This window comes from Planktotalea frisia (assembly GCF_001890925.1).
GTDB classification, from domain to species: Bacteria; Pseudomonadota; Alphaproteobacteria; order Rhodobacterales; family Rhodobacteraceae; genus Planktotalea; species Planktotalea frisia.
The window spans coordinates 1-6,282 of record NZ_MLCB01000050.1 but is presented as its reverse complement, the minus strand read 5'-3'; the positions used below and the strand labels follow the sequence as shown (position 1 = coordinate 6,282).

The following is a 6,282-nucleotide window of genomic DNA, read 5'->3' as shown; positions in this document are numbered from 1 at the left end:
CCGCTGGGACGAACAGCATCCGTAGATATCGACTGCCTCGTTTTGAGATACGACCCAAGATCGTTCGCCCTCCAGTGCTGTATTGTCGGGGTACCAACCCGACCCAAGCTGCAAAGTCCCGACCGCGATCAAAGGCCTCGCCTTCACCAATGGCCGCAACCATCGCTGTCGATATCATCGGTCCAATGCCTGGGATCGTCTGTAAAACGCAGTTCTCTTCGGTTCGACTAATCTCTTCGATCTCCTTTGAGACCTTATCGATGCGGTCGTCCATCCACATCCAGTCGCCGTAAAGACCGATCAAGATGCGCCGCATCCGAGGTGATATCTCGTCCTTGCGTTCTTCGAGGATCGTTTCAAATGAATTTTTCAAAGCCCTCAACCCCTTGCGAACCGTGATCCCCTGTTCAATCAGGAATGCACGAATTTGGTTGATCGTAGCAGTGCGACGCGACACCAGACGTGACCGCACACGGTGCAATGCCTGTAAGTCGAGCTGGTCCTGCGTCTTCTCGGAAACGGCCTTCAAACTCGGTCGCAGCGCTGCCTCGGCGATGGCTTCAGCATCGTTATAGTCGTTCTTCTGGCCCTTGTTAAACGGCTTCACATAAATCGCAGGGATGATCCTGGGTTCAAAACCCATCTTTCGTAACGTACGGCTGACGAAATGCGCACTCAAGCACGCCTCCATGCCAACCACGCAACGGGGCAGTTCCTCGAATGTCGCGATCAACGCAAGGCGCTTAATCTGCTTACACAAAACACGCTGCCCATCTTGGTTAAAACCAACCAAATGAAACGTGTCTTTCCCAATATCTATGCCAATCGACATTAGTTCATCAAATTCAGTCTTCGCCATGCTACTTCTCCTTTATGCAGGTGAAAATAGGCTCAGCCTAACCTGCTGGGTGAAGCAGCCGGTACATCCCATTAGGAGACATTGACCGACAGTATCGTTGCCGCGATGCAGCTTTTCCTTAGCGCTCGTTTGTCCTTCTTCCAAATGCTGCATTGTGGCTTTTGCACTACTACCACCCCTGTCTTGCATAGAATTTTCAAACTTTAACTAAACCGACCGATACCGTACACGAAGCCTAGCAATGTTATTTTGTGTTTCAATTTATGTAAAACTTAGCCAGGGAAACTAAGATGGGGGCCTCCATTTTCTACAAAGACCTGAGTGATAGGGTTAACTCTCTCGGAGGCTTTCACAACGCGCATTTGCACCTTGATCGGTCTCATACCTTAGACACCGTAAAAACCGGCGAACGCGAAAGCGCTGCGCATTCCACCTTGAGTCACAAACACAGCCTCATTTCGGGGATTCATCAAGGCCCTTGGTATTCCACCGAAAACTTGACTGCGCGTCTTAACCTTAGTCTCGATGAAATGGTTGACTGCAATACGCGCCGCGCCGATAGCGTCATTGATGTCACAGCAGAAGGTTTGGGATTGCGCGCTTTGGAAACTGCGTTGGCTGTCGCTAAAGAACGTTCGCATGAAATCGAATTTCGAGCGGCGGTGTATTCGCCGCTTGGCTTTCGCGATGATGCCCCTGAACGCTGGGATCTGATTGAAGAAGGTGCGAAGATCGCAAACTTTGTTGGCTGCTTGCCCGAACGCGATGATACCTTCGACTACCCTGATCATATTGGCTACGAGGCGTCGTGCAGTCGCATGCTTGACCTCGCGATGCGGCATAATCTTGACCTGCAAGTCCATACTGATCAAGCAAATCGTCCAAATGAACGCGGCACTGAACGGCTGCTTGATGTCATAGAGAGTGATGGCGTTCGCTACGGCACTGCTGACGCCCCCAAAATCTGGGTTGTGCACATGATTTCTCCCACGCTGTATTCAGATGAACGATGGACGAAACTGGTTGAACGTCTGAAGCGTGCGAATGTTGGAGTGATCTGTTGTCCATCTGCTGCGATTGGCATGCGCCAGTTAAGGGGCGTTATGACGCCGACGACAAATTCGATCGCACGCGTTCTTGAGCTCTGTGCGGCAGGACTTCACGTCCGTCTTGGCAGTGACAATCTTGCAGATATGCTCTCGCCTTCGTCTACGGCTGTTCTGACCGATGAAGTGTTCATGTTATCGGCAGCGTTGCGATATTATGATATAGACGTCTTAGCAAAACTGGCCTGCGGCCACCCCTTGAGCAAAGATGACATTCAATCCATTCAAGCGCACTTGGAGGCAAATGATGTTGAAATGGCTAAAGCAATCCGTCGGTGGGGGCCGCTCGCTTAAGCAAGCGCAGACGCCTTTATCTGATGGTCCTATTGATCTTACGGACGCTAAAACCATCGCATCGTTTAAAGAAATTTCCAAAGTCTTGCGCGCACAACGCCCTGTCTGCCCAGTCACCTCTGGCGGCCTCTTGCTTACGGATTCAAACGATGTGAAGGCGGCCTTTTCCAACAAACTGCTTTCGAACCAACCATCCCGATTTTCCGCATTAGCACCCAAGAACAGGGAAAAGTATGTCGCTGCATCAGTGGCGGCAAATATCCCGCCGTTTTTGGATGCTCCTCGCCATGTTGAGGTGCGCAGATGGCTGAGCAAGTGCTTCTTTGAACGCTTTCGCGCTTTCGAACATCAGATTGAAGCGATTGCACGAAAACATATCGACAGCATTGCACCAGCTTTGCCGCATTTGTTAGTCGAAGAAATTGCGCACAAGTTCGTTGTGGATGTCATAGGGCAATTTGTTGGAATCGATGTTGCGCCCGACGACATGAAGCAATTCACAGGCGCGCTTTTTCGATTGTTTGCCCCTGCCGCCGACGCCGAGACTTTTGAACAGACGAATGTTGGGCTAACGAATGCACGTCACCAGTTGATTGCCGCGTTGCACCAACGTCGCATTGATCAAAGAGACAGTCTTTTGAACCTGCTTGACCGTGCAGACCTACCTGATCTGGGCGGCACGCTAAAAGACACGTTGATTGCTGACAATGCGTTGCTGATCTTAGCCGATGGTGTGGAAAACGTCGAAGCCGCAATCGCGAATGTGATGATGCGCTTACAAAATGTCGGTGGTGACGTCTGCGCAGAGTATGTACGCGAAACCGTATTTTTGGACACCCCCGGCCAGACCATTGCGCGCATTGCATCCCAAGAAATGACAATTGGTGGTGAAAAGGTTTCCGCGGGAACACCTGTCTTTTTGTCGCTCGCAAGCGCTAACGACGGTGCCGAAACCGAACAGGATTTCAGTTTTGGGATGGGTCGTCACAAGTGCATAGGCGAGCAGCTTGCAGTGGCAATGATAACCACGTTTTGTCGGCTAATTGCAAATCAGAAACCTGAGATTGATACGTCGAATCTGCACTATGCTGAGATGTTCGGGCACAAATGGCCAAGGGGCGTCGTTCTTACGGTTTACCACTAAATCCATGGCGACATTCGACTAAAGGCTTGGAACGACCAGCTTGCGTTTCGCACCGCTGAATTTCGATTGAAACCGGGTGAGCCCCTGACTGGCCAAGCAGAAAGAGATCCAGAACGGAACGCGTTTGTTTGGAAAGGATAAATCCAACGTGATTTCAATGCTCTCATTCGGGGCGATGGGCTTGTCCCATAAGGCATAGCCAGCACCAGCTTCGCGCGTGTGCCCATCAAGATTCACAAGATCAATTTGCAAGCAAAGCCCGCTCAATTCGCTTTTTTCCCAGACCTGATCAGATTTGTTCGTAACAACAGCTCTGACAGTGCCTTTGATTGATTTTTTATAAAACCTAGGAGCGCTCAGGATAGCTATTTCAGCTTTCGGTGCTTGTAAGCGGCGTTCAAAATCCCAGTGCGCCTGGCTTTGTTGCGATGGCTTGGGAAGCGGCGTAGTGCCGTCTATCGCCGCTATCAATTGTGTCACATGTGGACTAAGATCAGCAGCCATAAATTGATGATCACTGTCAATTTCGATCACTTTAGATCCGCTTGGGTGCACCACGTCGAGCGCTAAATCGAAGCGAGGGAAAATCATGCGCACGGAATTTTTGGGGCACCTCGATATGCAATGTATCGTTGGAGACGTGGCAACACGATCTGGCCAGTAATCAAGGCTCAGAAGCACCCGTATGTCGCGCCCCAAATCGCGCAAACGCTCGGCGGTATGCAACATTACGTTCGCACCGCCACAAAATCCTCCAAGCGAGATCGAGCCACTCGGTTGAAGTGTATCTATTTCCATTGCCAACTGATTGGCCAGCAGTTCAAAATCTGCGACCTTTCGGTCGGGGAACTTGAAAAGTGAACCTGAAAAATAGAGCGGTCTGTCACGCCCTATTGTGTCGACGATGGATTGTATCTCTGCGGAATCCTGACAGGCCCAAAAAAGAGGCGCGCCAGATTTCAAGCTTCCGATGCCATGCATCAAGCCACCTGAAAGCATTACACTGCCCGGCCAACCTGCCATGTTTTGGCGCACAAACCGCACGGCACGGCCTTCTGTTTTTACGCTACCTTGCGTTGTCTTCGACAAGGACTCAACGAGACCGGAAAACGTGGGGTTCTCAAATAATTCGTTTGGGGAAATATCGCGTTTCAGAGCTTTCTCTAAGCTCAACAAAAACTGCGTCGCGCTTAGGCTATCCCCGCCCATATCAAAGAAATCATCTAGTCCCACAGGAGGACGGCATTTAAGTGTATGTATCCATTGAGCCGATACGGTTTTGGCGATTGGTGACATCGGCGCACTTGCGGCAGCTTGGGTACCTGTGCGCGCTACCAGTGCTTGCATGCCTTCACGTTTTAGAAGCACACGGTCAACCTTCGCATTCGCCAATCGCGGCAACTGATCCAAAACGGTTATCGTGTTCGGGCATTTGAAATCAACTAACTGGGTCTTCAAAAATGCTTTAATCTGTTCCTCTTGATCGGGTACTCGCGTTGCAATCGTTAAGCCAACACTTTCACCCAATGTGGGATGTGGTAACGCATATGCAGCGGCTTCTAGGACGTCTGGCATCGAGAGTGCAGCGGTTTCCACCTCATGAGGAGAGACTTTTTCACCTCCCACATTGATCATCTCTTTCAAACGACCCCGCAGATACAGATAACCCTCCTCGTCCAACGTGCCAAGATCGCCAGCGAAACCAAGCGTCAAAGAAAACGGCGTCCTTCGCCATTCCTTCATAACCCTCAAAAACACTCGGACCCTTAACGCAAACCTCTCCAGTTTTGCCTGTTTCAAAAGGATTTCCAAAACCATCCAAAATAGCGACGTCTACACCAATCGGTTTGCCCACGCTGCCGAGCCTCGCACTATTTGGATCGCGTCCATTCGTTGCGATCTGCCCAGCGGTTTCGGTCATCCCATACATCTCGATTACGGGGCACCCAAACAACGCTTCAGCAGCGCTTTTCAAATCCGGTGGAACTGGAGCAGAAATACTCCGGATAAACCGTAGAGAGGCCCCCACGTCCTTCATCACTTCTGGCTCAAGATCCTCAACCATGCGCCGCAAAATCGTTGGCACGATTTGAATCCAAGTTGGTCGCTTTGCAATGATCTCTTGTGCAAGCTGCGTGGGAGAGCGCTTGTCTGTGATCGACACCGCTCCCTGCGCGCTCCAAGGCGCAAGCAACACGTCGACCAAGGCGCCGATGTGAAATGTCGGAAGGGCATTTAACGCGTGATCATCTGATGAAAGTTGATGTCCCGTAGCAATATTTTTGGCCGATGCATTGATCGCCTCAATCTGGATCGGAACACGTTTGGGCAGGCCTGTGGAACCTGAAGTGTACAAGATTAATCTGCCCACATTCTCGGATTTCACCTCATTTAGAGAAGTATTTTGTGTCTTCATAGATTGCCAAGCTTTGGCGACTATGGCGTCCCAATCCAGCACCCCCATCGTTTGGAACAAAGGGTTTTTATCTTGGGCAAAGTCTTTGGATAAAATGGCACAGTCTGCGCCAGAGTTTTGCACAACCTTCAAAATTTCTGCATCTGAAAAATTTGGATTAATTGGCATGTAATCCGTGATCTCTGTGATGCATAGCAGTGCAAAAAGTGCTGTTTCATCGTCCCTCAAACAGCCCAAGACACGCACTGGAAGCTTTTCAAACGATTCACAAAATGCATGCTGGATCTCTTTGCGCAAGCGATGGGCATCATCAAAGCTCATTGCCAATCATTGCTGATCAGGGCTGTTTGAAAACCAACAGGAATTTCAACTTGCATCATTTGTGCAGACACCAACTATAATTATACCGCTGCTACCCCAAAACCCGAATTTTTTCATGGGTTATGACGCGGAAATTGTCTGA

5 protein-coding genes are annotated in these 6,282 nt (G+C 50.2%); 2 read left to right on the top strand and 3 right to left on the bottom strand.

Annotated elements, in window-relative coordinates; all coding sequences use genetic code 11:
• Window positions 1-859: IS110 family RNA-guided transposase (locus PFRI_RS03005; protein ID WP_072629270.1), on the bottom strand; the 859-nt coding region annotated here is incomplete at its 3' end.
• Between the two features lie 290 nt (window positions 860-1,149).
• On the opposite strand from PFRI_RS03005, the gene PFRI_RS03000 reads away from it, so the two are divergent.
• A complete protein-coding gene (locus tag PFRI_RS03000; RefSeq protein WP_072629269.1) occupies window positions 1,150-2,259 on the top strand; it encodes an amidohydrolase family protein in 1,110 nt (369 codons plus the stop codon).
• Window positions 2,213-3,403 (top strand): cytochrome P450, encoded by a 1,191-nt coding sequence (locus tag PFRI_RS02995; RefSeq protein WP_072629268.1) that lies wholly within the window; start codon window positions 2,213-2,215, stop codon window positions 3,401-3,403. The genes PFRI_RS03000 and PFRI_RS02995 overlap by 47 nt, the downstream gene beginning before the upstream one ends.
• An 18-nt stretch (window positions 3,404-3,421) precedes the next feature.
• Here the strand turns inward: PFRI_RS02995 and PFRI_RS02990 are convergent, their stop codons facing one another.
• Together PFRI_RS02990 and PFRI_RS02985 are read right to left on the bottom strand one after the other, a co-directional pair.
• A complete protein-coding gene (locus tag PFRI_RS02990) occupies window positions 3,422-5,116 on the bottom strand; it encodes a phosphopantetheine-binding protein (protein ID WP_170124902.1) in 1,695 nt (564 codons plus the stop codon).
• A complete protein-coding gene (locus PFRI_RS02985) occupies window positions 5,019-6,140 on the bottom strand; it encodes an AMP-binding protein (RefSeq protein WP_072629266.1) in 1,122 nt (373 codons plus the stop codon). The genes PFRI_RS02990 and PFRI_RS02985 overlap by 98 nt, the downstream gene beginning before the upstream one ends.
• Window positions 6,141-6,282: the final 142 nt, after the last annotated feature.